The organism is Thermomonas carbonis (genome assembly GCF_014396975.1).
Taxonomy (GTDB): domain Bacteria; phylum Pseudomonadota; class Gammaproteobacteria; order Xanthomonadales; family Xanthomonadaceae; genus Thermomonas; species Thermomonas carbonis.
The window spans coordinates 455,030-478,121 of the sequence record NZ_CP060719.1 but is presented as its reverse complement, the minus strand read 5'-3'; the positions used below and the strand labels follow the sequence as shown (position 1 = coordinate 478,121).

The 23,092-nt window shown below is 67.7% G+C and carries 21 protein-coding genes and 1 pseudogene; 14 read left to right on the top strand and 8 right to left on the bottom strand.

All coding sequences use genetic code 11. From position 1 onward, the window contains the following. Window positions 1-55: 55 nt before the first annotated feature. The 3 genes from hemW to rph are packed head-to-tail and all read right to left on the bottom strand — an operon-like array spanning window position 56 to window position 2,531. Complete coding sequence (hemW, locus tag H9L16_RS02320) at window positions 56-1,222, bottom strand: radical SAM family heme chaperone HemW (RefSeq protein WP_187553001.1); 1,167 nt, start codon at window positions 1,220-1,222, stop codon at window positions 56-58. Then, complete coding sequence (gene rdgB / locus H9L16_RS02315; protein WP_187553000.1) at window positions 1,222-1,806, bottom strand: RdgB/HAM1 family non-canonical purine NTP pyrophosphatase; 585 nt, start codon at window positions 1,804-1,806, stop codon at window positions 1,222-1,224. Before rdgB ends, hemW begins: the two co-directional genes overlap by 1 nt. Next, window positions 1,803-2,531, bottom strand: coding sequence for a ribonuclease PH (gene rph / locus H9L16_RS02310; protein WP_187552999.1), 729 nt, complete (start codon window positions 2,529-2,531; stop codon window positions 1,803-1,805). The genes rdgB and rph overlap by 4 nt, the downstream gene beginning before the upstream one ends. A 94-nt stretch (window positions 2,532-2,625) precedes the next feature. Between rph and H9L16_RS02305 the strand changes: the two genes are divergently transcribed. The 6 genes from H9L16_RS02305 to recG all read left to right on the top strand — a co-directional run bounded on the left by H9L16_RS02305 (window position 2,626) and on the right by recG (window position 9,346). Beyond that, entirely contained in the window at window positions 2,626-3,474 is an 849-nt protein-coding gene (locus H9L16_RS02305; RefSeq protein ID WP_187552998.1) for a YicC/YloC family endoribonuclease, read from the top strand. Between the two features lie 17 nt (window positions 3,475-3,491). Further along, window positions 3,492-4,109: a guanylate kinase gene (gene gmk / locus H9L16_RS02300; RefSeq protein ID WP_187552997.1), complete on the top strand. Its 618-nt coding sequence runs from the start codon at window positions 3,492-3,494 to the stop codon at window positions 4,107-4,109. A gap of 129 nt (window positions 4,110-4,238) precedes the next feature. Next, window positions 4,239-4,538 (top strand): DNA-directed RNA polymerase subunit omega, encoded by a 300-nt coding sequence (gene rpoZ / locus H9L16_RS02295; protein ID WP_187552996.1) that lies wholly within the window; start codon window positions 4,239-4,241, stop codon window positions 4,536-4,538. A 99-nt stretch (window positions 4,539-4,637) separates the two neighbouring features. Further along, a complete protein-coding gene (locus H9L16_RS02290) occupies window positions 4,638-6,806 on the top strand; it encodes a RelA/SpoT family protein (RefSeq protein ID WP_187552995.1) in 2,169 nt (722 codons plus the stop codon). A 40-nt stretch (window positions 6,807-6,846) separates the two neighbouring features. Further along, on the top strand, window positions 6,847-7,239 hold the full coding sequence (locus tag H9L16_RS02285) for a RidA family protein (RefSeq protein WP_187552994.1): 393 nt from the start codon (window positions 6,847-6,849) through the stop codon (window positions 7,237-7,239). A gap of 7 nt (window positions 7,240-7,246) precedes the next feature. Next, a complete protein-coding gene (recG, locus tag H9L16_RS02280) occupies window positions 7,247-9,346 on the top strand; it encodes an ATP-dependent DNA helicase RecG (RefSeq protein WP_187552993.1) in 2,100 nt (699 codons plus the stop codon). Window positions 9,347-9,352: 6 nt separating this feature from the next. On the opposite strand, the gene H9L16_RS02275 is transcribed toward recG, so the two are convergent. From H9L16_RS02275 to H9L16_RS02265, 3 genes are read right to left on the bottom strand one after another with little or no spacing between them, the layout of a single operon-like run. Continuing rightward, a complete protein-coding gene (locus H9L16_RS02275) occupies window positions 9,353-10,228 on the bottom strand; it encodes an MBL fold metallo-hydrolase (protein WP_187552992.1) in 876 nt (291 codons plus the stop codon). Between the two features lie 2 nt (window positions 10,229-10,230). Then, on the bottom strand, window positions 10,231-10,581 hold the full coding sequence (locus H9L16_RS02270; RefSeq protein ID WP_229796517.1) for an ArsR/SmtB family transcription factor: 351 nt from the start codon (window positions 10,579-10,581) through the stop codon (window positions 10,231-10,233). Between the two features lie 4 nt (window positions 10,582-10,585). After that, window positions 10,586-10,978 (bottom strand): rhodanese-like domain-containing protein, encoded by a 393-nt coding sequence (locus H9L16_RS02265; protein WP_187552991.1) that lies wholly within the window; start codon window positions 10,976-10,978, stop codon window positions 10,586-10,588. Window positions 10,979-11,083: 105 nt separating this feature from the next. Here H9L16_RS02265 and H9L16_RS02260 point away from each other — a divergent pair, with 105 nt between their 5' ends. From H9L16_RS02260 to H9L16_RS02225, 8 genes are all read left to right on the top strand, one after another. Continuing rightward, window positions 11,084-11,287 carry a YgaP family membrane protein gene (locus H9L16_RS02260; RefSeq protein ID WP_187552990.1) on the top strand — a complete coding sequence of 68 codons (204 nt, stop codon included), beginning with the start codon at window positions 11,084-11,086 and terminating at the stop codon, window positions 11,285-11,287. Beyond that, window positions 11,284-12,369 carry an efflux RND transporter periplasmic adaptor subunit gene (locus H9L16_RS02255; protein WP_187552989.1) on the top strand — a complete coding sequence of 362 codons (1,086 nt, stop codon included), beginning with the start codon at window positions 11,284-11,286 and terminating at the stop codon, window positions 12,367-12,369. The genes H9L16_RS02260 and H9L16_RS02255 overlap by 4 nt, the downstream gene beginning before the upstream one ends. Further along, a complete protein-coding gene (locus H9L16_RS02250; protein ID WP_187552988.1) occupies window positions 12,362-15,637 on the top strand; it encodes an efflux RND transporter permease subunit in 3,276 nt (1,091 codons plus the stop codon). The genes H9L16_RS02255 and H9L16_RS02250 overlap by 8 nt, the downstream gene beginning before the upstream one ends. After that, window positions 15,634-16,074, top strand: coding sequence for a thioredoxin TrxC (gene trxC, locus H9L16_RS02245; protein WP_187552987.1), 441 nt, complete (start codon window positions 15,634-15,636; stop codon window positions 16,072-16,074). The genes H9L16_RS02250 and trxC overlap by 4 nt, the downstream gene beginning before the upstream one ends. A gap of 8 nt (window positions 16,075-16,082) precedes the next feature. Continuing rightward, window positions 16,083-16,625, top strand: coding sequence for a protein tyrosine phosphatase family protein (locus H9L16_RS02240; protein WP_187552986.1), 543 nt, complete (start codon window positions 16,083-16,085; stop codon window positions 16,623-16,625). 33 nt (window positions 16,626-16,658) lie between these two features. Then, complete coding sequence (locus tag H9L16_RS02235; RefSeq protein ID WP_187552985.1) at window positions 16,659-17,597, top strand: nucleoside hydrolase; 939 nt, start codon at window positions 16,659-16,661, stop codon at window positions 17,595-17,597. Between the two features lie 176 nt (window positions 17,598-17,773). Beyond that, window positions 17,774-18,016: a type B 50S ribosomal protein L31 gene (locus tag H9L16_RS02230; RefSeq protein ID WP_187552984.1), complete on the top strand. Its 243-nt coding sequence runs from the start codon at window positions 17,774-17,776 to the stop codon at window positions 18,014-18,016. Between the two features lie 250 nt (window positions 18,017-18,266). After that, the gene (locus H9L16_RS02225) at window positions 18,267-19,505 is read left to right on the top strand and encodes a citrate synthase (protein ID WP_425507248.1); all 1,239 of its coding nucleotides are present in this window, start codon (window positions 18,267-18,269) and stop codon (window positions 19,503-19,505) included. Between the two features lie 134 nt (window positions 19,506-19,639). On the opposite strand, the gene H9L16_RS02220 is transcribed toward H9L16_RS02225, so the two are convergent. Both H9L16_RS02220 and H9L16_RS02215 read right to left on the bottom strand, forming a co-directional pair. Next, window positions 19,640-20,308 (bottom strand): hypothetical protein, encoded by a 669-nt coding sequence (locus H9L16_RS02220; RefSeq protein ID WP_425507213.1) that lies wholly within the window; start codon window positions 20,306-20,308, stop codon window positions 19,640-19,642. A gap of 65 nt (window positions 20,309-20,373) precedes the next feature. Beyond that, window positions 20,374-22,886: pseudogene (locus H9L16_RS02215) on the bottom strand (penicillin-binding protein 1A). Window positions 22,887-23,092: the final 206 nt, after the last annotated feature.

Genomic DNA, 23,092 nt, shown 5'->3' with positions numbered 1-23,092 from the left:
ACGCGATGGTATGCGTTGCGCAGTCGGCTCTCAACTGGAACCGACGTCACGCAATTCACACGAGGAACAGGCCAATCACGTCATTCGTGAAACGGCGGCCGAGTTCGGTCGGGCGCAGCCAGTCGGCATCGTCCTCCAGCCAGCCATTGGCGCGCGCGCGCTGGAGTGGCGCTTCTATCGCGCTGCGCGGCAAGCCGGTGCGCGCCTCGAACATCGCCAACGGCACGCCTTCGTTGAGCCGCAGCGCATTCAACATGAAGTCGAAGGGCAGGCGGGTGGCGTCCAGGATCTCGTCGCCGCCGATCGCCGCTTCGCTGCCGGCGGTGGCCAGGTACTGCGACGGGTGCTTGTGTTTCCAGCGGCGCATCACCTGCTGCGTGGCACCCAGGGTCAGCTTGCCGTGCGCGCCGGCACCGATGCCCAGGTAATCGCCGAAGCGCCAGTAATTGAGGTTATGCGCGCACTGGCGACCCTCGCGGGCATAGGCGCTGACCTCGTACTGGGCGAAACCGGCCGCGGCCAACAGCGCCTGGCAATCGTCCTGCATGTCCCAGGCACCGTCCTCGTCCGGGATCCCCGCGGGCGGGCGGGCGGCGAACACGGTGTTCGGTTCCAGGGTCAGCTGGTAATGGCTCATGTGCGCGGGCTGCAGCGCCAGTGCGCTTTCGACATCGACCAGCGCCATCGCCAACGATTGCCCCGGCAACGCATACATCAGGTCGATGTTGAGGTTGTCGATGCCGGCATCCTGCGCGGCCTTGACCGCGCGTTCCGCGTCGCCGCTGGAATGGATCCGCCCGAGCCGCTGCAGGCAGTCGTCGTCGAAGCTCTGCACGCCGAAGCTCAGGCGGTTGACGCCGGCCGCGCGATAGCCGGCGAACGGGCCGTGCTCGACCGTGCCCGGGTTGGTTTCCAGGGTGATTTCCGCATTCGGCGCGAAGCGCAGGCGCGCGCTGGCCAGTTGCAGGAACCGGTCGATCGCCTCCGGCGGGAACAGGCTGGGCGTGCCGCCGCCGAAGAATAGGGTCTGGATGGTGCGGCCCCAGACCAGCGGCAGGTCGAAGTCGAGGTCGGCGATCAATGCATCGACGTAGGCATCGAACGGCAACGCGCCGCGCCCGCCCTCGCCACGGAATTCATGCGAGTTGAAATCGCAGTACGGGCATTTGCGCACGCACCAGGGCAGGTGCACGTACAGGGAGAGCGGCGGCGTGGTGAGCATTACGCCTGCAGCAGCGTGCGCAACTTCGCCAGCGCGATCCCGCGATGGCTGTCGCGATTCTTGGTCGCGGTCGGCAATTCCGCCGCGCTGCAACCGTGCGCGGGCGAGAAAAAAACCGGGTCGTAGCCGAAACCGTTGCTGCCACGGCGCGCATGCAGCACGCGGCCTTCCCAGATGCCTTCGGCGACCAGCGGTTGCGGATCGGTGGCGTGGCGTACAAATGCCAGCACGCAGACGAAGCGCGCCGTGCGCGCATCGTCCGCCACACCCAGCAAGTTGCCCAGCAACTTGTCGATGTTCGCTTCAGCGTTTCCGTGCACGCCGCTGTAGCGCGCCGAGTACAAACCGGGCGCGCCATCGAGCGCATCGACGCACAGGCCGGAATCGTCGCCCAATGCCGGCAGGCCGGTGGCACTCGATGCGTGGCGCGCCTTGAGGATCGCGTTCTCGATGAAGCTCAGGCCGGTTTCCTCGGCATCCTCCACGCCGAACTCGGACTGCGCGTGCAACTCGAACGCATCGCCCAGCAACTCGCGTAACTCGAACAGCTTGCCGGCGTTGCTGCTGGCCAGGACCAGCTTCACGCCTGTGCCAGTGCCGCCTGTTGCGCGGCGAACAGCTCGTTGCAGCCGTGGCCCGCCAACAACAGCAACGCATCGAGTTCATCGCGCCGGAAGGCGTGGCCCTCGGCGGTGCCCTGCAGCTCGATGAAACCGCCGCCGTCGTTCATCACCACGTTCATGTCGGTGTCGCAGTCGCTGTCCTCGGCGTAGTCGAGATCCAGCACCGGGGTGCCGCGATACACGCCGACCGAGACCGCCGCGACGGCGCCGATGATCGGATTCTTCGTGATGTCCTTGCGCTTCTGCATCCAGCGCACCGCATCGACCAGGGCGACATAGGCACCGGTGATCGCCGCGGTGCGGGTGCCGCCATCGGCCTGCAACACGTCGCAATCCAGGGTGATGGTGCGTTCGCCCAGCGCCGCGCGATCCACGCACGCGCGCAGGCTGCGCCCGATCAGGCGCTGGATCTCCAGGGTGCGGCCGCCCTGCTTGCCGCGCGAGGCCTCGCGGTCGTTGCGGGTATGCGTGGCGCGCGGGAGCATGCCGTATTCGGCGGTGACCCAGCCTTCGCCCTTGCCGCGCATGAATCCGGGCACCTTGTTGTCGACGCTGGCGGTGCACAGCACACGGGTGTCGCCGAACGCCACCAGCACCGAGCCCTCGGCATGACGGGTGAAGCCGCGGGTGATGGACACGGTGCGCATCTGGTCGGCAGTGCGGCCGCTGGGACGAACGAACGACATCGGGATTCCGGCAACGAACGCCGGCAGCCGGCGGGTCGCTAGACTACCATCCACGTTCCGTTCTCCCGGCCGCAGCACGATGCCCATCCGCAGCATGACCGCTTACGCCGCCGGCGAGCGCAGCACCGAATGGGGCGTGCTCGGTTGCGAGATGCGCGCGGTCAACCATCGCTTCCTCGAACTCGGCGTGCGCCTGCCCGACGAATTGCGCGTGCTGGAGCCGCAACTGCGCGAACGCGTGGCCACGCGGGTCTCGCGCGGCAAGCTGGACCTGGTGCTGCGGCTGCGCCCGGCGAACGGCAGCGATGCGCTGCAGGTCGATGAAGCGCTGGTTGCGCGGCTGGGCGATCTCGCGCAGCAACTGGATTCACGCTTCCCGCAACTGCGCGTGCAGTTCACCGAATTGCTGCAGTTCCCCGGCGTGCTGCAGACGCGTGGCGTCGATGCGGACGCATTGCAGCGCGAAGCGATGGTGTTGCTCGATGCGGTGCTGGACGATTTCGTGGCCTCGCGCGAGCGTGAGGGCGGCAAGCTGGCCGAAGTCATCGGCGAGCGCGCCACCGCGATCGCCGCGATCGCCGCCGAGGTGCGCAACCTGATTCCGCTGATCCGCACCGGCCAGCGCAACAAGCTGGATGCGCGACTGGCCGACCTCGCGCAACCCGCGGACCCGGGCCGGATCGAGCAGGAACTGGTGATGTGGCTGCAGAAACTCGACGTGGACGAGGAACTCGACCGCCTCGACAGCCACCTGTCCGAATTGCGTCGCACCCTCAAGCAGAAAGACCCCGTGGGTCGCCGCCTGGATTTCCTGTTGCAGGAATTCAACCGCGAGGCGAATACCCTGGGAAGCAAGTCGGTCGATGCGCGCACCAGCAACGCCGCGGTCGAACTGAAAGTGCTGATCGACCAGATCCGCGAACAGATCCAGAACATCGAATGAAAGAAGTCGAGTAGTCCATGCGCGGAACCCTCTACATCGTCGCCGCGCCCTCGGGTGCCGGGAAATCCAGCATCGTCAACGCGGTGCTGGCGCGCGATGCGAACATCAGCCTGTCGATCTCGTTCACCTCGCGGCAGCCGCGACCGGGTGAACGCCATGCCGAGCACTACCACTTCATCGGTGCCGAGGAGTTCAAGGCGATGGTCGCCGAGGGCGACTTCTTCGAGCACGCGCTGGTGCACGGCGACTGGAAGGGCACCGCGCGGCAGTCGGTGGATCCGCAGCTGTCGGCCGGTCGCGACGTGCTGCTGGAAATCGACTGGCAGGGTGCGCGTCAGGTGCGCAACAAGATCCCGGACGCGGTCAGCGTGTTCATCCTGCCGCCGTCGCGGGCCGCGCTGGAAGAGCGCATGCGCAAGCGCGGGCAGGATTCCGAGGACGTGATCCGCCAGCGGCTGGATGCCGCGCGCGAGGAGATGAGCCATTACGGCGAATTCGACTACGTGATCGTCAACGAGGATTTCGAGACCGCGGTCGCCGAGATGTGCAGCATCTTCACCGCCAGCCGGCTGCGCAAGGACGCCCAGGTGGCGCGACATGCCCGCCTGATCACCTCGCTGCTGGTCGACGAGTAGGCGGAAGCAGGCGTCGTCGAGGGCCTAAGTTTCTGATTTTCAAGGCATGAGCTTGCCTTCATGGGGTTCCCCGGCTAGAATTCCGGCCCCTCTCGAACACTTCAGCGGCCCAGCGGCCGCAGGACATACATGGCCCGTATTACCGTGGAAGATTGCCTGGAAGTGGTCGACAACCGCTTCGATCTCGTGATGATGGCCGCCAAGCGCGCGCGCCAGCTGGCAGGCGGCGTGGAGCCGAAGCTGGACAACAGCGAAGCCAACGACAAGCCGACCGTGCTTGCCCTGCGCGAGATCGCCGCGCGCGAGATCGATACCGACTACATCAACGCGGTCGAAAAGGCTGAGCGCGAGCGCAAGGAGCGCGAGGCGATGGAGTGGGCCGCGGCCGAAGTGGTGGCCGGCGACGACGACATGAAGGGCGACGACTGATCGTCAGCTTTCATGGCGCAGAAAAACGGCCCGAGGGGCCGTTTTTCGTTTCCGGGACAGGGGTTTACGGCTCCCATACGGCCCGGTTAGGCTCGCCGCATGAGTCCCGGCGATCCTGCGCTTGCCCTGCCGCTGACCGCGCCCGATGAGGATGCGGTGCCGGACTATGTGCAGTCGCTGGAACGCGCCGCGAATTACCTGCCGCAGGCCCAGAGGGCGCAACTGCGCAGGGCATGGGCGGTCGGCGCGGCGGCGCACGCCGGGCAGACCCGCAAGTCAGGCGAGCCCTACATCACCCATCCGGTCGCGGTAGCGCAGGTGCTGGCCGAGCAGGGCCTGGACGTGGAGACCCTGGTCGCCGCGATCCTGCACGACACCATCGAGGACACGCCGCTCTCCCGCCAGGACCTGGCCGCGCAGTTCGGCGAGACCGTCGCGGGACTGGTCGATGGCGTCACCAAGCTCGACAAGCTGCACTTCGCCGACCGCCAGGAAGCCGCCGCGGAGAGTTTCCGCAAGATGCTGCTGGCGATGTCGCGCGACCTGCGGGTCATCCTGATCAAGCTGGCCGATCGCCTGCACAACATGCGCACGCTGGGTGCGCAGTCCGCGGAAGCGCGCCGGCGCATCGCGGTGGAAACGCTGGAAATCTTCGCGCCGATCGCCCAGCGGCTGGGCATGAACCTGATCAAGTCCGAGCTGCAGGACCTCGGCTTCCGCGCGCTGCATCCGTGGCGGCACGCGGTAATCGAGAAACGCATCCGCAGCCAGCCGGTCGTGCGCCGCGAGGCGCTGGCGCAGATCGAAGCGCGCTTGGCGCAGAAACTGGCGCTGGAGAAACTGCCGCACCGGCTGGTCGGGCGGATCAAGACGCCTTGGAGCATCTACACCAAGATGCACGCGGAGAACCGCAGCTTCGACCAGGTCATGGACGTGTTCGGCTACCGGGTCATCGTCGATAGCGTGCCGGACTGCTACCACGCGCTCGGCGTCGTCCACTCCGTATACAAGCCACTGGACGCGCGCTTCCGCGACTTCATCGCGATCCCCAAGGCGAACGGTTACCAGTCGCTGCACACCGTGCTGTTCGGGCCCTACGGCTCGCCGATCGAAGTGCAGATCCGCACGCGGGAAATGGACCTTGTCGCGGAGCGCGGCGTCGCCGCCCACTGGGCGTACAAGCATGGCGGTGACGCCGGCAACAGCGCGCAGAGCCGCGCCTCGGCGTGGATCGCCGGCCTGGTGGAAAGCCAGCGCGGTACCGGTTCATCGCTCGAGTTCCTCGAGAACGTCAAGGTCGACCTGTTCCCGGACGAGGTCTACCTGTTCAGTCCGAAGGGCGACATCCTGTCGTTGCCGCGCAATTCCACCGCGCTCGACTTCGCCTATGCGGTGCATACCGATGTCGGCAACCATGCGGTCGCCGCGCGGGTGGACCGCAAGCTGGCCCCGCTGCGTGCGCAGCTTGCGAGTGGCCAGACCGTGGAGATCATCACCGCCAAGTCGGCCTCGCCGGCCCCGCAGTGGCTGGAATACGTGGTCACCGGCAAGGCGCGCACCGCGATCCGCCAGCAGCTCAAGCATCTCGAACACGAGGATGCGGTCCGCGTCGGCCACCACATGCTGGATCGCGCGCTGGGCGAGCGGGGCACTTCGCTGGATCGGCTGCCGTTGGCGCGCCTGGACGGCTATCTGGCGGAGAACCGTTTCCCTCGGCTGGAAGCGTTGCTGGCCGACATCGCCCTGGGCAACCGCATGCCCACGCAGGTCGCGCTGACGCTCGCGCAGGAGCAGCCGCCGAACTTGCTGCAACCGGATGCGGTGCCCGGCGAGCGCATCCTGATCACCGGTTCCGAGCGCGGGGTGATCAGCTTCGCGCAATGCTGCATGCCGATCCCGGGCGACGAGATCATGGGCTACCACAGCGCCGGCAAGGGCATCGTGGTGCACCGGCTGGAATGCCCGAACGTGGCCGAGTTCCGCAAGTCGCCGGAGCGCTGGGTGGCGATCGGCTGGGATCGCGCCGTCTCCGGCGACTTCGATGCGGCGTTGCGCATCGAAGTCGAGAACCGACCCGGCGTGCTGGCCCAGGTCGCCGCGGCGATCGCGCACGCCGAATCCAACATCGACCGTGTCGAGTACCTGGAGCGCGACACCCATACCGCGGCGATCCGTTTCTCGATCGAGGTCAGCGATCGCAAGCACCTGGCCGAAGTGATGCGCCGCATCCGCCGGCTAGGCGTGGTCCACGGGGTCGGCCGGCTGTAGCGTCGTTACACTGTCGACTTCCCCGACGGAACCAGCCCGCATGCCCCGCACCGCCATCCACAGCGACCGCGCGCCCGCCGCGATCGGTCCGTATTCGCAAGCCACCCGCGCCGGCAACCTGGTGTTCTTCAGCGGCCAGATCCCGCTTGATTCGGCTACCGGCGAACTCGTCGCCGGCGACATCACCGCGCAGGCACGCCGCGCCTTCGACAACCTCAAGGCCGTGTGCGATGCCGCGGGCGGCACGATGGACGACATCACCCGTGTCGGTCTGTATCTGACCGATCTGTCGCAGTTCGCCGCGGTCAACGCGGTGATGGGCGAGTACTTCGCGCAACCGTATCCGGCGCGCTCGACCATCGAGGTGCCGGCGCTGCCGAAAGGTGCCGCGTTCGAGGTCGATGCGCTGATGGTCCTGCCACAGGCGGACTGAGCCCGGCGTGCCACGCCCTTCGGGACCCGCACCCGCCCTGGCGGCCAGCGCGACGCCGCTGTCGGTGCTGCCGGGCGTGGGCCCCGCGGTCGCGGAGAAACTGGCCGCGCGCGGGTTGGCCAACCTGCAGGACTTGTGGCTGCACCTGCCGCGCGGCTACGAAGATCGCACCGCGCTGACCGCGATCCGCGACCTGCGTCCGGGTGTGGCCGCGCAAGTCGAGGGCAAGGTCGAAGCGGTCGAACGCGGCTTTCGCTACCGGCCGATGTTGCGCGTCGCGCTGTCCGACGAGTCGCGCGGCACGCTGGTGCTGCGCTTCTTCCATTTCCGCGCCCAGCAGCTGTCGCAGTTCGTGCCGGGCGCGCGCATCCGCGCCTACGGCATGCCACGCGCGGGCCAGCTCGGGCTGGAGATCGTGCATCCGAGTTATCGCGTCCTCGATGCCGGCGAGCACGGTCTGGGCGAGGCGCTGGATCCGGTCTATCCGGAGGTCGAAGGGATCGGCCCGGCCAACCTGCGCAAGCTGATCGGCCTGGCCCTGCAGCGTTTGCCGGACGAGGACGTGTTGGAGTTGCTCCCGCGCGGATGGCTGCGCGAGATGCGATTACCCACGTTGCGCGAGGCGCTGCTGACCCTGCACGCGCCACCGCGCGAGGCCGATGTCACCGCCTTGCAGACCGGCCTGCATCCGGCGCAGCGTCGCTTGGCGTTGGAAGAATTGCTGGCCCACCAACTCAGCCTGCGCCGGCAGCGACTCGCGCTGCAGGCCGAAGGCACGCGCGCATTGGTCGGCGATGAACGCCACGTCGCACGCCTGCGTGATGCATTGCCGTTCGCGCTCACCAACGCGCAGGCGCGGGTGTACGCGCAATTGCGTGAGGACCTGTCGCAGCCGCGGCCGATGCTGCGGTTGGTGCAGGGCGACGTCGGCAGCGGCAAGACCGTGGTCGCGGCGATGGCGGCCCTGCTCGCGGTGGCGGATGGTCGCCAGGCGGCGTTGATGGCACCGACCGAGCTTCTCGCAGAACAGCACCTGGCGAACCTGCGTGGCTGGCTGGAGCCGCTCGAGATCCGGGTGGGCTGGTTGGCCGGCAAAGTCACCGGCAAGGCGCGTGCAAAGGCCTTGGACGAGGTCGCGTCGGGTGCGGCGCAGGTCGTCGTCGGTACGCATGCGTTGATGCAGGAGGGCGTCGAGTTCGACGACCTCGCGCTGGCCATCGTCGACGAACAACACCGCTTCGGCGTGCATCAGCGATTGGCGTTGCGCGACAAGGGCAAGGGCAATGTCCCGCACCAGTTGGTGATGACCGCCACCCCGATTCCGCGCACGCTGGCGATGAGCGCGTATGCCGACCTGGACGTGTCGGCCATCGACGAATTGCCGCCGGGACGCACGCCGATTACCACCATCGCGCTGTCGGCGGAACGCCGCGCGGAGCTGGTCGAACGCATCCGCCAGGCCTGCGCCGAAGGCCGCCAGGCGTACTGGGTGTGCACGCTGATCGACGACTCCGACGAGATCGAGGCGCAGGCCGCGCAATCGACGTTCGAGACCTTGCAGGCCGCGTTGCCGAATGCGCGCATCGGCCTGGTCCACGGCCGGCTGAAGGCGGCGGAAAAGCAATCGACCATGCGCGCGTTCAAGGACGGCAGCATCGACCTGCTGGTGGCGACCACGGTGATCGAAGTCGGCGTGGACGTGCCGAATGCCTCGCTGATGGTGATCGAGAACGCCGAGCGACTCGGGCTGGCGCAATTGCACCAACTACGCGGGCGGGTGGGGCGCGGCAGCGCGGCGTCGAGTTGCGTGCTGCTTTACCAGTCGCCGCTGTCGGCGATGGCGCGCCAGCGGCTGGACACCTTGCGGCAGACCAACGACGGCTTCGCCATCGCCGAAAAAGACCTGCAATTGCGTGGCCCCGGCGAGTTGCTGGGCACCCGCCAGACCGGCCTCGCCGCGTTTCGCATCGCTGATCTCGCGCGGGATGCGGATTTGCTGCCGCAGGTGCATGCCCTGGCAGATCGTTTGCTGCAGGACGCGCCCGACGCGGCGAACCGCATCATCGATCGCTGGGTCGGTGGCGCGGCCCGTTTCGCCGCGGCGTGACCAGGCTCAGTCGAACTGGTCGATCGGCAACTTGAGGTAACGGATGCCGTTGCCTTCCGGCTCCGGTAAGGCGCCGGCGCGGATGTTCACCTGCACCGATGGCAGCAGCAGTGCCGGCATCGCAAGGGTCGCGTCGCGCGCGGTTCGCACCGCCACGAACTCGGCTTCGGAAACCCCATCGCGCACGTGGATGTTGCCGCGCTTCTGCGCGTCGATGCTGGTTTCGCAGGCGACTTCGCGCCCACCCGGGCCGTAGTCGTGGCAGACGAACACGCGGGTGCACGCGGGCAGTGCGAACAGGCGCTGGATCGAGCGGTACAGCGTGGCGGCATCGCCACCCGGGAAATCGCAACGCGCGGTGCCGCCATCCGGCATGAACAGCGAGTCGCCGGTGAACAGCGCATCGCCGATCAGATAGGCATTGCTGTCGCTGGTGTGGCCCGGCACGGCGATCACTTGCGCCTGTAATCCGCCGATCGCGAAGGTCTCGCCATCGGTAAACAGATGATCGAACTGCGAGCCATCGACCGGGAAATGTTCGCCGAGGTTGAAGATCGGCCGGAACGCTTTCTGCACCGCGCGAATGCCTTCGCCGATGGCGAGCGTGGCACCCGGATAGTGCGTGGCTTTCAGCCAGTGTGCAGCGCTGAGATGGTCCGCATGCGCATGCGTCTCCAGCAGCCAGCGAACGTCCAGTCCCTCGCCGGCGACATGGTCGACGATTGCCTGCGCTGAAGTGGTCGAAGTGCGTCCGGATGGCGCATCGAAGTCGAGCACAGGATCGATGATCGCCGCCGCGCTGGATGCGGGATCGCGGATCACGTAGCTCCAGGTATTGCTGCTCGCGTGAAAGAACGGCGTCACCACGGGATTGGCCGGCATGTTCATGGCGCGCACAACGGCGCGCCGCCGCAATAGATGCCATGCAGGGTTTCGATGATCCGGTGCGCCGGGCCATCGGCCAGCGAGTAGTAGATCGTCTGCGCCTCGCGGCGCGTGGCGACCAACCCGTCCGCACGCAGGACCGCGAGATGTTGCGACAGCGCCGACTGGCTCAGGTCGACCTGCGCGTTGAGTTCTCCGACGGACTGCTCGCCTTCCACCAGCGTGCACAGCAGCATCAGCCGCTTCTCGTTGGCCAGCGCGCGCAACAGGCGCGCGGCATCGGCGGCATGCACGCGCATGGCCTCGGGATCCATCACGGGCGGAGCGGGTTTGCGACGTGCCTGGGCCATGGCCTTACCGTACCACCAGCGACAGGCCGGCTTCGCCCCAGGCCAGCACGCCACCGGCGATCGAACGCACATCGACGAAGCCGAGCCGCTGCAGGTTCACTGCCGAAAGCGCCGCCCGCCCGCCGGTACGGCACACCACCACGATCGGCCGCTCCTTGTGCGACAGCGCGGGGTCGCTGACGTTGGCGACCGCGGGGTGGGCATCAACCCGGAATTCGAGCACGCCGCGCGGGATGTTGATCGAACCGGGGATGTGGCCGGTCTCGAATTCGGATGGCTCGCGCACGTCGATGACGACCGCATCGCCAGCGGTCGCCCGGAATTCGCGCGGGGCGACTTCGCGAATCTTCGAACGGGCCTCGGCGACGAGGTCGGCGGCGGCGGTGGATGCACTCATGGCGGACTCCTTGGACAGTGAATTTAAATATCAGTTGACACTAATATAAGAGATATCTAATATTAATTCCAGCACCGTCCGTCAACAACTGAAGGAATCACCGCGATGAACATCGACCGCGCCATCTTCGCCTTCGCCGGCACGATGATCCTGGCCAGCCTGGCGCTGGCGCATTTCGTGTCGCCACTGTGGTTGTGGCTGACCGCCTTCGTCGGCTTGAACCTGCTGCAGTCCAGCGTCACCGGGTTTTGCCCGGCGGCCATCGTGCTGCGCAAGTTCCGCCTTGCCCCGGGATGTGCGTTCAAATGAAGCGCGTGCTGCTGGTGACCGGGTTGGCAGCGTCGCTCGCCGCATGCGGCGGCCACGTGCCGGCGACGCTACCGTCATTAGGCGAGGTTGCGACGTTCGAGGTCGTGGCCGCCAACGGTGGGGCCGGCCGCGGCTGGGACGGCGTGGTGGAAGCGGTGCGCCGTTCGGACCTGAGCGCGCAGACTGCGGGTCGGGTGATCGCGGTCGAGGTGGACGTCAACGACCGCGTCGCCGCCGGTGCCGTGCTCCTGCGCATCAGTGCCGTGGAACAGGACGCCGCGGCGAACGCCGCGCGTGCCCAACTGCGCGCGGCCGAAGCTTCCGCGGCCGAGGCTGAGCAGAACTATCGCCGCTTCGCCGCACTGGCGAATGGCCAATTCGTGTCGAAAGCGCAGATCGACCAGGCCCGCGCCGCCCGCGATTCCGCCGTGGCAGCGCGCGACGCTGCCCGCGCGGTGGTCGCGCAAGCCGCGCAACAGTCGGCGTACACCGTGGTGCGCGCGCCGTTCGCGGGCGTAGTCGCCAGCCGCGACGTCGAGCCCGGTGAAACCGTGGCACCAGGCCAATCGTTGATGCGGGTGTATGAGCCGCGCGAGCTGCGCATCGAAGTTTCCGTGCCGCAAACCCGCGCCGAGGCGATCCGTCGCGATCCGCGCGCGCGCGTCGTGTTGCCCGGCGGCCGCGAAGTTGTGCCGGCGGAGGTCACCGTGTTCCAGGCCGCGGATGCCGCCAGCCACAGCGTCAACGTGCGCGTGCGGCTGCCAGGCCTGGATCCGCCGCCGGCACCCGGCACCACCGCCAAGGTGGTGTTCGATGCCGAAGCGGGCACGGCAGGTGATGGCGGCGTCGCGCCGCTGCGCATCCCGCTGTCCGCGGTCGCCCAGCGCGGCGAACTCAGCGGTGCCTACGTGAAGCAGGGCGACCGGCTGCTGCTGCGCCAGCTGCGACTAGGCGCGCGGGTCGGCGACAGCGTCGAGGTGATCAGCGGCCTGCAGGCCGGCGATCAGGTCGCGCGCGATCCGGTGGCGGCGATGCAGGCGCTGGCCGCGCAGCGCAAGCAGGCGGGTACGGCCAATGAGTGAGTCGTCGACTCCCGCGCGGCTCGGAATATCCGGGCGCTTGGCAGCGGCGTTCCAGAAGAATCCGCTGACCCCCATCCTGGCGATCATGGGCCTGCTGCTGGGCCTGCTGGCGGCGGCGATCACCCCGCGCGAGGAAGAGCCGCAGATCGACGTGACGATGGCCAATGTCATCGTCCCGTTCGATGGCGCCAGCGCGCGCGACGTCGAACAACTCGTGGCAACCCCGCTGGAGCAGAAGCTGTCCGAGATCGAGGGCGTCAAGCACGTCTATTCGATCAGCCGCCCCGGCATGGCGGTTTTGACCGTCGAGTTCCTGGTCGGCGTGCAGCGCCAGCCGGCGCTGGTGCGCCTGTACAACCAGGTGTTCTCCAACCAGGGCTGGCTGCCGCAGGGCGTCGGTGTCGGCCAGCCGATCATCAAGCCGAAGGGCATCGACGATGTGCCGGTGATGGCGGTGACCCTGTGGAGCGACGATCCGGCCACCGATGCCAGCCGGCTGGCGGAAGTCGCGCATACCCTCGAAACCGAATTCAAGCGCGTCCCGGGTACCCGCGACGTCTACACCATCGGCGCGCCCGATCGCACCGTGCTGGTCACCCTCGACGCGGCGAAGCTGTCCGCCTACGGGCTCGCCCCCGGCGACCTGGTGCAGGCATTGCGCGCCGCCAACGTGGTGCACCAGGCCGGCGAGCGCGTAGGCGCTTCCGGTGCGGTGCCGGTCACCGCCGGGCGCTTCCTCGCTTCGGCGGAAGAGGTGGCGTCGCTGGTGATCGGCAACAACGCCGGCAAGCCGCTGCTGCTGGCCGACGTCGCCAGCATCGAACCGCGCGGCGACCTCGCCACCAGCTACGCCTCGCATGGCGCGCCCGCCGGCCGCGCTGGTCCCCAAGCGGGCATCGCGCCGGCAGTCACCATCGCCATCGCCAAGAAGCCGGGCAGCAATGCATCCGACATTACTTCGGCAATCACCGAGCGTATCGGCGAGTTGCAGGGGGAACTGATCCCCGACGGCGTGCGCGCCACCGTCACCCGCGACTACGGCGCGACCGCCGCAGACAAGGCCTCCAAGCTGATCCAGAAGCTGGCGTTCGCCACCGCCTCGGTGGTGCTGCTGGTGCTGTTCGCGCTGGGCTGGCGTGAGGCCATCGTGGTCGGCAGTGCGGTGGTGCTGACCCTGGCGGTGACCCTGTTCGCCTCGCACGTGATGGGCTTCACCCTCAATCGCGTCTCGCTGTTCGCGCTGATCTTCTCGATCGGCATCCTGGTCGACGACGCCATCGTGGTGGTCGAGAACATCCACAGGCACCTTGCCATACCGGGCACCGACGGTCGCGAGCGCAGCCTGTTCGAAGTGATCCCGCCGGCAGTGGATGAAGTGGGCGGGCCGACCATCCTCGCGACGTTCACGGTGATCGCGGCGCTGATGCCGATGGCCTTCGTTTCGGGCCTGATGGGCCCGTACATGCGGCCGATCCCGATCAATGCCTCGGTGGGCATGCTGCTGTCCCTGCTGATCGCATTGATCGTGACCCCGTGGCTGTCGCTGAAGTTGCTGCGCCGGCATGGCGATGGAGCCGATGCCGCCCACGCGCCCGAATCGCAACGACAGGGTCGCCTGCACCGGCTGTTCCGGCGGGTGATGTCGCCGTTCCTGTTCGGGGAGCGCGCCGGCCGCAAGCGCGGGCTGCTGTTCGCGTCGATGGCCGGGCTGGTGCTGCTGGCGGCGTCGCTGGCGGTGCTGGAGCTGGTGGTGCTGAAGATGCTGCCGTTCGACAACAAGTCCGAAGTGCAGGTCGTGGTCGACATGCCCGAGGGCACCACGCTCGAGCAGACCAATGCGCTGCTCGGCGAACTGGCCGCGCAGCTCGACACCGTGCCTGAAGTACTCGACTACCAGGCCTACGCCGGCACCGCTGCGCCGATCAATTTCAACGGTCTGGTCCGCCAGTATTTCCTGCGCAGCGGCAGCAATGTCGGCGACCTGCAGGTCAACCTGGTCGACAAGCACGATCGCGACCGCAAGAGCCATGACATCGCCCGCGCCATCCGCCCGGCGCTTGCAGTCATCGGCAAGCGCCATGGCGCGTCCGTGAAGGTGGTGGAGGTGCCGCCGGGGCCGCCGGTGCTGGCGCCGCTGGTGGCCGAGGTCTATGGCCCCGACTACGCCGGCCAGCGGCGCATCGCGCGCGCATTGGCGGGCGGTCCGTTCGCCAAGACCGAGGGCATCGTCGATATCGATACCAGCGTCGAAGCCGATGCGCCGCGCGAAACCCTGGTGCTGGATCGTGCCCGTGCGGCGCGGCTGGGCGTGGCCCAGGCCAACGTCGCGGACGCGGTCGCCATGGCTGTGTCGGGTAGCGACGCCACCTACGTCCACGACGGCGCCTCCAAATATCCGCGCCCCGTGCGCCTGCGCCTGCCCGCGCAGGAGCAGGCGTCGCTCCACGCGCTGCTGGCGGTCAAGGTGCGCGGTGGCCAGGGCCAGCTGGTGCCGCTGTCGGAACTGGTGCGCGTCGAACGCGGGGCCTGGGATGGCGCGATCCACCACAAGGACGGCCTGCCGGTGGCCTACGTGATGGCGGACGAAGCCGGCGACCTCGACAGCCCGCTGTACGGGATGTTCTCCATCGTCGGCGAGCTGCGCGACACCAGGGTCGACGGTCAGTCGCTGGCGCAGACCTTCATCTCGCAACCGCCGGGTGGCAGTGGTTACGCGATCAAGTGGGATGGCGAGTGGCAGATCACCTACGAAACCTTCCGCGACATGGGCATCGCCTACGCCGCCGGCATGGTCCTCATCTACCTGCTGGTGGTCGCCCAGTTCCGCAGCTACCTGGTGCCGCTGGTGATCATGGCGCCGATCCCACTGACCGTGATCGGGGTGATGCCCGGGCATGCGCTGCTGGGCGCACAGTTCACCGCGACCAGCATGATCGGCATGATCGCGCTGGCCGGAATCATCGTGCGCAATTCGATCCTGCTGGTGGACTTCATCAACCACGAGGTCGCGCGCGGCGTGCCGCTGGCGGAGGCGGTGATCGATGCCTGCGCGGTGCGCGCCAAGCCCATCGCGCTGACCGGTGCGGCGGCGATGCTGGGCGCGTTCTTCATCCTCGACGACCCGATCTTCAACGGGCTGGCGATCTCGTTGATCTTCGGCATCTTCGTCAGCACCATCCTCACGCTGGTGGTGATTCCCGTGTTGTATTACGTGCTGCAAGCCCGCGAAGCGCGTCGGGCCGCGGCGACGAAGGAGACCACGCCATGACTGCGACACAGCTGGTGGCATGCCTGCGTTGCAACGCGATCAATCGGGTGCCGAAGCTGCGGCTACGGGAGTCGCCGAGCTGCGGCAAATGCGCTGCTGCACTGTTCAATGGCCATCCGCTGGCCCTGGACGCCGCCGGTTTCCACGCCCATGTCGAGCGTGCCGACCTGCCGTTGCTGGTGGACTTCTGGGCTCCTTGGTGCGGTCCATGCGTGGCCATGGCACCGCAGTTCGAGGCCGCCGCCGCGCAACTGGAGCCCGCGCTGAGGCTGGCCAAACTCGACACCGAGTCGCAGCCTGCGCTGGGTGGCCGCTTCGGCATCCGCAGTATTCCCACCCTGGTGCTCTTCCGGCAGGGCCGCGAACTGGCGCGCCAAGCGGGCGCGATGGGTACGGCCGACATCGTGCGCTGGGCACGCCACCACCTTCCCGATTGAGGATCGCCATGCACAAGACCCACGCGCTTCCCCTGGCCCTGGCCTGTGTCCTGGCCTTGCTCGCAGGCTGCCATGCGCACCGCGATACCGCGCCGGTCGCGAACGCGATGGCAATCCCCGCACCCACCGTCGAGCTCAGGGAACGGCGCCCCGGCTTGTACACGGCAGCGCAGCCTGCAGCCGGCGATTGGTCGGTGATCGCCGCACGCGGCGTCGGCACGGTGATCGACCTGCGTGCGCCGGGGGAGTTGAAGGATCGCGATGAGGCCGCCGAAGTGCGCGCGGCCGGCATGCGTTACATCGCGATCCCGGTGGCCGGCGCGGCCGCTATCGATGACGCGCACGCGCACGCCCTGCGCGCGGCGCTGGAGGCGGCGAATGGGCCGGTGCTGGTGCATTGCGCCAGCGGCAATCGAGTGGGCGGCCTGCTGGCGCTGATGGAAGCGCGATCGGGAACGATGACGGCCGAGCAGGCGCTCGAGTTCGGCCGCAGTGCCGGCATGGGCAGCACCGAGGCGCGGGTCAGGGAATTGCTCGACGCCGGCGAGTGATGCCGGATCTCGTCGGGACGCCATAATGGCCGGATGACCAATACCCGCATCCCCCTCCTGATCGATACCGACCCCGGCGTGGACGACGCGCTGGCCCTGTTGATGGCCTTCAATGATCCGCGCTTCGATGTGGTCGGGCTGACCATCGCCGCCGGCAACGTCGGCCTGGACCACACTGTTGCCAACGCGTTGAAGCTCTGCGAAATCTGCGATGTCGACGTGCCGGTGTTCCCCGGTGCCGATGCCCCGCTGGTGCATCCGGCGCGCGACGCCGCCTACGTGCACGGCCGCGACGGTTTCGGCGACACCGGTTATGTGCCGGCATCGCGCCAGGCAGAGGCCGAACACGCCGCGCTGGCGATCCTGCGGTTGTCGCACGAGCACGCCGGAAGGTTGCTGCTGGTGGCGCTGGGTCCGCTGACCAATGTCGCGCTGGCGCTGAAGCTGGATCCGACGCTTCCGAGCCGGGTCGCGCGCTGCGTGATCATGGGCGGGTCGGTGACCGCCCACGGCAACATCACCCCGGCGGCCGAGTTCAACATCGCCTTCGACCCGGAGGCGGCGCACATCGTCTGCAGCGCGTTCCCGCAGTTCGAGCTGGCCGACTGGGAGGCGGTGGTGGCGCATGGTTTCCAGCACGATGACGCGGACCGCTGGCTGGCTGCGGATTCGCCGCGGGCGCGGTTCTACGCCGGGATCTCGGCGCATACCCGGGCATGGTCGAAGGCCGGGCGGGGCGCACGCTGGCATGCCGCCGATGCGCTGGCGATGGCCCTGGCCCTGCGACCCGAGTGGGCCACGGAGACGCTGGAACGTCCGCTGGCCGTGGAAATGGCCGGCCTGCACACCCGCGGCGCCACCGTGGTGGACTGGAACCGCCAGTCCGGCCAGCCGGACAACGCCGCGATCCTGATGCGCTACGACCAGGCGCAGTTCGAAAGCCTGATCCAAGCCGCGCTAGCGGCGAAATAACGCCGGGACAGCGAGCCTGCCGGGTATTCGCGCAGCGGCATTTCGAGCAGCGTAGCGAGTACCCGGCAGCCTCGCTGCGGCCACATGGCAACCCAGATCGGCCGATGCTTGCGCCAAAATCCGCCAGGTCGCTATAATGCGCGGCTCTGTCCCGCTCCAATACACAGGTTCAATCCATGAAAGCCGGCATCCACCCCGAATACCGTGACGTCGTCTTCCAGGACGTGACCTCCGATTTCAAGATCCTGACCCGCTCGACGCTGGCCTCCAAGGACACCGTGAAGTGGGAAGACGGCAACGAATACCCGCTGATCAAGGTGGAAGTGTCGTCGTCGTCGCACCCGTTCTACACCGGCCAGAACAAGCTGATCGACACCAGCGGCCGCGTCGACAAATTCCGCAAGCGCTACGGCAAGTAAGCGTCCGCGCCATGCGTTGACGAACGGCCACCCTTGCGGTGGCCGTTTCGCTGTGGGCGGTCCGGAAGTGCTGCCGGGCCACGATCTGCGACTTTCGTCCGGGGCCTGGTCCGGATGGCCTGTGCGATAATTTCGGTTCCCCATGCGCAGGCGCATGGCCTGCGGGCCGGCGACGCGCATACCCCACTGGAGTTGCGTCGTGCCTGAACTTGAGCAGATCACCCTGACCGCGGGCGACAAATCCGTCGCCATGCCCGTGCTGCACCCGACCCTGGGCCAGCCCTGCATCGATATTGCCAAGCTGCCGAAGGAAACCGGCTGCTTCACCTACGACCCGGGCTTCGGTGCCACTGCCAGCTGCAAGTCGGCGATCACCTACATCGACGGCGATGCCGGCGTGCTGCTGTATCGCGGTTACCCGATCGAACAACTGGCCGAGAAGTCGACCTTCACCGAGGTCGCCTACCTGCTGATGCACGGCGAACTGCCGACCCAAGGCGAGCTCGGCAAGTTCGAGCACGAGGTCACGCATCACACGATGATGCACGAGGCCTTCCGCACCTTCCTGTACGGCTTCCGCCACGACGCCCACCCGATGGCGATGCTGACCGGCATGCTCGGTTCGCTGGCCAGCTTCTACCACAACGACCTCGACCTCGAGGACCCGGAACAGCGCCGGCTGGCCGCGATCCGCCTGATCGCCAAGGTGCCGACGATCGCCGCCGCCTGCCATCGTTATTCGATCGGCTGGCCGATCCGCTATCCGCGCAACAACCTCGACTACACCACCCGCTTCCTGCACATGATGATGGAAGTGCCGAGCGAGCCGCTGGAGCTGAATCCGGTCGCCGCGAAGGCGATGGACCTGCTGTTCATCCTGCATGCCGACCACGAGCAGAACGCGTCGACCTCGACCGTGCGCCTGGTCGGTTCCACCGGCGCAAATCCTTACGTGAGCGTGGCTGCCGGCGTGGCTGCACTGTGGGGTCCGGCGCATGGTGGCGCCAACGAGGCGGTGCTGAAGATGCTGGCCGAGATCGGCCGCCCGGAGAACGTGAAGTCGGCGATCGACAAGGCCAAGGACAAGGAGTCGGGCTTCCGCCTGATGGGCTTCGGCCACCGCGTCTACAAGAACTACGACCCGCGCGCGGCGCTGGTGCGCAAGATGACCCACGAGGTCTTGGGTGCGCTCAACGTCGATGACCCGCTGCTGGAAGTGGCGGTGCGCCTGGAAGAGGCGGCGCTGCAGGACGAGTACTTCGTCCAGCGCAAGCTTTACCCGAACGTCGATTTCTACAGCGGCATCATCTACAAGGCGCTGGGCATCCCCACCGAGATGTTCACCGTGATGTTCGCGATCGCCCGCACCGCCGGCTGGGTCAGCCACTGGCTGGAGCAGCAGGAGGATCCGGAGAACCGCATCGGTCGTCCGCGCCAGATATACACCGGCGCGCCGACCCGCGATTACGTGGGCATCAACGGGCGCTGATCGCGTCGGCTCGATTCGACGGAAACGCCCCGCGGTGCGGGGCGTTTCCGTTTGCGGGCAATGCGGGTACTGGCAGGGGCTTTCAGCCTCGATGCCAGGCGTTCGCGGTTGAAGCCCCTCCTGCGGGGACGCGCTTACGAATCTTCGTAGCCGGCGATCTCGTCCTCGGCCAGCAGCGCCTGCAGTTGCGATGCCGACGCGCGGCGCATCGGCTTTGCGTCGACGCTAGACAGCGGTGCCTGGCGCAGTACGTCGGCGGGCAGTACGGTAACGTCGAAGCTCAGTCCTTCCGCGCTGAACAGCCAGACCGGGAAGTCGCCCTCGCGGTCGCGGTCCAGGCGCAGGTGGCGGCTGCGCGCTTCCGCCGGTACGCCGTGTTCCTCCAGCCAGCGCGGGACCGCATCGGCATCGTCGTCGTGCAGGTGCAGGGCGACGGCGGCATTGGCGTCGGCGGTGCCGTCCAGTACGGTGCCGACCAGGCGCGGATCGAATTGGCGGAAGAAGTCCAGCGCCCGCAGCGCGGCCTCGCGCCGGCGGCGCAGTTCGACCGGCTGCCCGCTGCTGGCGAACAGGCGCTGGTATTCGCGCAGGGCGTCCTCGATCTCGCGGTTGCGCGGCAGCGAGGCATCGTCGTGGATGCCGAGTCGCTGCGCGGCCTTGAGCTTGGCCTGGTGGTAGTCGCGGATGCCGCCCTCGGCCATCAGTCGTGCGGCTTCGTGGGCAAGCCGCTGACGGCGTTCGCGGGTGCGGGTCTGCGCATGCATGTGCGCATGGGAATCGGGGGGCTGGCGGCTGTTCGGCATCGCGCAATCCCGGGATGGCCTGCCCGGACTGTAGCCGAGCGGGTGTGACCCCGCCATCGCGCCGATCAGAAGATGTCGAAGGCTTCTTCCGCGGGTTGCGCGTTCGGATCTTCTTCGGGTCCTAAGTCTGTTTCCATGCGCTCCAGGTCCTCGACTTTCACCCATTCGGTGATCCCGCCACCGGCGGGCAACAAGCGGCCGTTCGCACCCACGCCGACCTTGACCATGCCGTCGGGCGGGTCGAGGTTGCGCTCGGGCTGATCCTTCAGCGCGGTCTTCATGTAGCTGATCCAGATCGGCAACGCGGCCTTGCCGCCGTATTCGCGGTAGCCGAGCGAACGGAAATCGTCGCGGCCGACCCACACCGTGGTTACTACCGGGCCGCCAAAACCCGAGAACCAGGCGTCGCGGTGGTTGTTGGTGGAACCGGTCTTGCCGCCGACGTCCTCGCGGCCGAGCACCTTGGCATCGGTCGCGGTGCCGCGCTTGACCACGTCGCGCATCATTGACTGCAGCTGCCAGGCCACGCGGGGGTCGATCGCGCGCGGGGCGACGACCATTTCGGGATCGATGGGTTTGGGCTCGCGCGGGCGTTGCGCTTCGGGCTGCTTGCCGGTGCTGGCCGTCGTGACGGCAGGCGTGGCTGTCGCGGTGCCTGCAGCCGGGCCGAGGTCGAATCCGTCCACCTTCGACGGCGCGGCCACGGGCGCAGCCTGGCCCGGGATCGTGGTCACCGCGCAACCGGGGCAGGCGGTTGGCGGCTTTTCGGTGAAGACATCCTTGCCATCGCGGTCGCGCACCCGGGCGATGACCCAAGGCGTGGTCAGGAAGCCGCCATTCGCGAACGCGGTGTAGCCGCGGGCCACCGACAGCGGGGTCAGCGAGGCGGTGCCCAGTGACATCGACAGATTTGGCGGCAAGCTGGCTTCATCGAAGCCGAAATGGCTGATGTAGCGCCGGGCGTATTCCACCCCGATCGCATCGAGCAGGCGCACCGACACCAGGTTGCGCGACTGTACAAGGGCCTCGCGCACGCGCATCGGGCCGGCGAAATTGCCGCTGTCGTTCTGCGGGCGCCACATGTGCCCGCGGCGATCCTTGAACACCACCGGGGCATCCAGCACGATCGAGGCCGGATTGAAGCCGCGCTCGAACGCCGCCGCATACACGAACGGCTTGAAGCTGGAACCCGGCTGCCGGCGGGCCTGGGTAGCGCGGTTGAACTTGTTGCCGGCGAAGCTGAAGCCGCCGACCAATGCGCGGATCGCGCCGTTGTCGGCATCCAGCGAGACCAATGCGGCCTGGCCGCGCGGCAACTGGTCGATCGCCCATTGCGGGGCGGCATCGGGCTTGTCAGTAGGCAATCGGCGCACGCGCACCACGTCGCCGCGCTGGGCCAGTCCCGCCGCCGACTTGCCGGTCCACGAAATCGCGCTGCCACTGAGGCTCAGCTCACTGGCGTCGGCCAGCACCACGCGCAACTGGCCCCTTCGCTGCCGGTCACCACCGCGGGCAGCAGGCCGCCCTGCGGCGGCGTGCCGCGCAACAGACTGGCGATGGCGGCGCTGTCCGCGCCCGCCGGGATCTCGACGCCCTGTTCCGGCTTGCGCCAGCCGTGGCGGTGGTCATAGACGCGCAAACCGTCGAGTACCGCCTTGTCGGCCGCCGCTTGCAGCGACGGATCGATGGTGGTGGTGACGTGGTAGCCCTTGGTGAGCACGTCGCCGCCGAAGCGCTCGATCATCTGCTGGCGCACCATTTCCGCCACGTAGGGCGCATAGACCTCAATCTGGCGTTCGTGCGGGCTGGCGTGCATCGGCACCGCGCGGGCTGCGTCGGCGTCGGCCCTGCTGACATGGCCGAGTTCGGCCATGCGCGGCAGGATGTAGTTGTCGCGACGGATCCGCGCGCGTTCCGGGTTGCTCAGCGGGTTGCCGCTGGACGGGAACTTGGGGATGCCGGCCAGGGTGGCGGCTTCGTCCAGGGTCAGTTGGTCCAGGGTCTTGCCGTAATAGAACTCGGCCGCGGCAGCCACGCCGTAAGCGCGATTGCCGAAGAAACTCTTGTTGAGGTAAAGCTCGAAGATCTCGTCCTTGCCGAGTTCGCGCTCCATCTTCATCGCCAGCAGCATCTCCGCGAACTTGCGACGGAAGCTGTACTCGGAACTCAGGAAGAACTGCTTGGCGACTTGCTGGGTGATGGTCGACCCACCGGCCACGCGTTCCTGTCCGCCGGTCTTGGCCAGCAGCCATACGGCTCGGGCCACGCCGTTGACGTCGATGCCGTTGTGTTCGTAGAAATTGGCGTCCTCGGCGGCCAGGAAAGCCTGCTTCACCCGCGCCGGGACCTTGGCGATATCCACCGGATAGCGGCGCATTTCGCCGAACAGGCCCATCAGCCGGCCATCGGCGGCATAGACGTACAGCGGTTCCTGCAGCTCGGTGTTGCGCAGGCTCTGCACGTCCGGCAAGCGCGCGCTGACCACGTAGATCAGGATACCGACCGACAGCATTCCGATCAGGCAAAGTGCGACCACGCCCAGCAAAAACCAGCGCAGCATGCGGGGGAGGCGGGGCATTGGGGCGAATTCCGATTGCAGCCGAGCAGGCCGCGGAGTATAGAGTAGGCATTCGTGATGCCGGGCCTACAGGGGGCGACCGGTTTCCCCCAAGGCTTCCGTTAACCCGGGTGCCGGGTGCGGTGGAGAGGGTGTTTGCGGGGTGGGAACCAAGGGGCCGGTTGCCATATCGTGAAAAGTCCGTTATTCATGTACTGCAGCACCTA

Bases quoted from the DNA above. Each gene is read 5' to 3' on its own strand.
- H9L16_RS02260 (WP_187552990.1), top strand. From the start codon at position 11,084: ATGAACATCGACCGCGCCATCTTCGCCTTCGCCGGCACGATGATCCTG.
- H9L16_RS02265 (WP_187552991.1), bottom strand. From the start codon at position 10,978: ATGAGTGCATCCACCGCCGCCGCCGACCTCGTCGCCGAGGCCCGTTCG.
- rpoZ (WP_187552996.1), top strand. From the start codon at position 4,239: ATGGCCCGTATTACCGTGGAAGATTGCCTGGAAGTGGTCGACAACCGC.
- H9L16_RS02285 (WP_187552994.1), top strand. From the start codon at position 6,847: ATGCCCCGCACCGCCATCCACAGCGACCGCGCGCCCGCCGCGATCGGT.
- H9L16_RS02230 (WP_187552984.1), top strand. From the start codon at position 17,774: ATGAAAGCCGGCATCCACCCCGAATACCGTGACGTCGTCTTCCAGGAC.
- H9L16_RS02275 (WP_187552992.1), bottom strand. From the start codon at position 10,228: ATGCCGGCCAATCCCGTGGTGACGCCGTTCTTTCACGCGAGCAGCAAT.
- gmk (WP_187552997.1), top strand. From the start codon at position 3,492: ATGCGCGGAACCCTCTACATCGTCGCCGCGCCCTCGGGTGCCGGGAAA.
- H9L16_RS02225 (WP_425507248.1), top strand. From the start codon at position 18,267: ATGCCCGTGCTGCACCCGACCCTGGGCCAGCCCTGCATCGATATTGCC.
- trxC (WP_187552987.1), top strand. From the start codon at position 15,634: ATGACTGCGACACAGCTGGTGGCATGCCTGCGTTGCAACGCGATCAAT.
- H9L16_RS02290 (WP_187552995.1), top strand. From the start codon at position 4,638: ATGAGTCCCGGCGATCCTGCGCTTGCCCTGCCGCTGACCGCGCCCGAT.
- H9L16_RS02305 (WP_187552998.1), top strand. From the start codon at position 2,626: ATGACCGCTTACGCCGCCGGCGAGCGCAGCACCGAATGGGGCGTGCTC.
- hemW (WP_187553001.1), bottom strand. From the start codon at position 1,222: ATGCTCACCACGCCGCCGCTCTCCCTGTACGTGCACCTGCCCTGGTGC.
- H9L16_RS02235 (WP_187552985.1), top strand. From the start codon at position 16,659: ATGACCAATACCCGCATCCCCCTCCTGATCGATACCGACCCCGGCGTG.
- H9L16_RS02220 (WP_425507213.1), bottom strand. From the start codon at position 20,308: ATGCCGAACAGCCGCCAGCCCCCCGATTCCCATGCGCACATGCATGCG.
- H9L16_RS02255 (WP_187552989.1), top strand. From the start codon at position 11,284: ATGAAGCGCGTGCTGCTGGTGACCGGGTTGGCAGCGTCGCTCGCCGCA.
- H9L16_RS02240 (WP_187552986.1), top strand. From the start codon at position 16,083: ATGCACAAGACCCACGCGCTTCCCCTGGCCCTGGCCTGTGTCCTGGCC.
- H9L16_RS02270 (WP_229796517.1), bottom strand. From the start codon at position 10,581: ATGGCCCAGGCACGTCGCAAACCCGCTCCGCCCGTGATGGATCCCGAG.
- H9L16_RS02250 (WP_187552988.1), top strand. From the start codon at position 12,362: ATGAGTGAGTCGTCGACTCCCGCGCGGCTCGGAATATCCGGGCGCTTG.
- rph (WP_187552999.1), bottom strand. From the start codon at position 2,531: ATGTCGTTCGTTCGTCCCAGCGGCCGCACTGCCGACCAGATGCGCACC.